Source organism: Acinetobacter gerneri DSM 14967 = CIP 107464 = MTCC 9824, assembly GCF_000368565.1.
Lineage (GTDB): Bacteria > Pseudomonadota > Gammaproteobacteria > Pseudomonadales > Moraxellaceae > Acinetobacter > Acinetobacter gerneri.
The window spans coordinates 1-1108 of record NZ_KB849525.1 but is presented as its reverse complement, the minus strand read 5'-3'; the positions used below and the strand labels follow the sequence as shown (position 1 = coordinate 1108).

Annotated in this window: 1 protein-coding gene; it reads right to left on the bottom strand. The window is 40.0% G+C overall.

What is annotated here, in order from left to right; all coding sequences use genetic code 11:
• Positions 1–30: 30 nt before the first annotated feature.
• Positions 31–1008, bottom strand: a complete 978-nt coding sequence (repM, locus tag F960_RS00195; RefSeq protein ID WP_035374012.1) for a replication initiation protein RepM — start codon at positions 1006–1008, stop codon at positions 31–33.
• Positions 1009–1108: the final 100 nt, after the last annotated feature.

Genomic DNA, 1108 nt, shown 5'->3' with positions numbered 1-1108 from the left:
AAAGTGCGCCCTTCGGGAATTTCGTCATGACTAAAAAACCACGCCAAATTCTTCTAGTTTGTTTTCCCATTGGTCGGCTGTTGCATCCGTTGTAATTTCTCCTTTGATACGTTTCATCATCTCCATTACTGACTCATCACCACGTTTAAAGCGATCTGCTAGACCATTCGCCATGATTGCACCTGTAATTTTGCTTTTACGGTGTTCTAAAACGTCCATATTTGCGTTTTCAGGCTGTTTTGCGATGTTGGTAGGGATTTGACTAGGTTTTTTGATATGTGGGCTAGAATCGCTGTTTTTTGGCGTTTCAGCCTCTGTTTTCTTCTTCTGCTTAAACTTGAATGAGAATCCTGTGATTGTCCGCCCTTTTTTATGCTGTTCGTAGCTCGCTGTGATGTCTGTATGCTCGTTGATTTGTTTGAGAGACGGCTCTAAAACGTATTTTTTTAAATCATACATGCGTTGATATTCAGCATCGAGAACACCCATTTTTTGCCGAAAGTCAGCCAATTCTATGATTGGTGTTTTCCCTGTGGTTCTCCAGCAGATCAGTAACTCATACAAACGAATTGCATAACCTGTTGAAAGCTCGCTTATCTGTTTCATTTCATACTGAGTAAAACGTTCCTCAAGCCTTGTAATTAAAGGGATGACGATAGGAGCGAAGATTAACTTCACTGTAGCTTCTGCATCCACATAGCGAACTTCACTAACCCAACGTGAACGGACGTTTTCGGTATTTCCTCGTTCATTGATTTCTTGGTAACTGAATTGACGTGCAAATAGATCATCACAAGCATCTTTGAGGGCTTGGTAGGCTGTTTGTCTAGCTACGCCAAATTGATTGATATAACTCTCTGCATGGACGGTTAAAGGGTCATTGGCATTAATTCCCTTTCCTGACTCTCTTGCTTCAACAATCGCCAACAAGATTAAGCGCTGTTCAACGAGATCCAAGTTGTAACTAGCGTTCATTAGGGCATTGTCTTTCACTACTAATTTACTCATAAGACGTGAATTAAAATTTTTTCGTTAAAACGAATTTATCATAATATCTCGTCTTATGGTAGGTAAATCTCGTCTTATTGGTAGGTAAATCTCGTCTTAT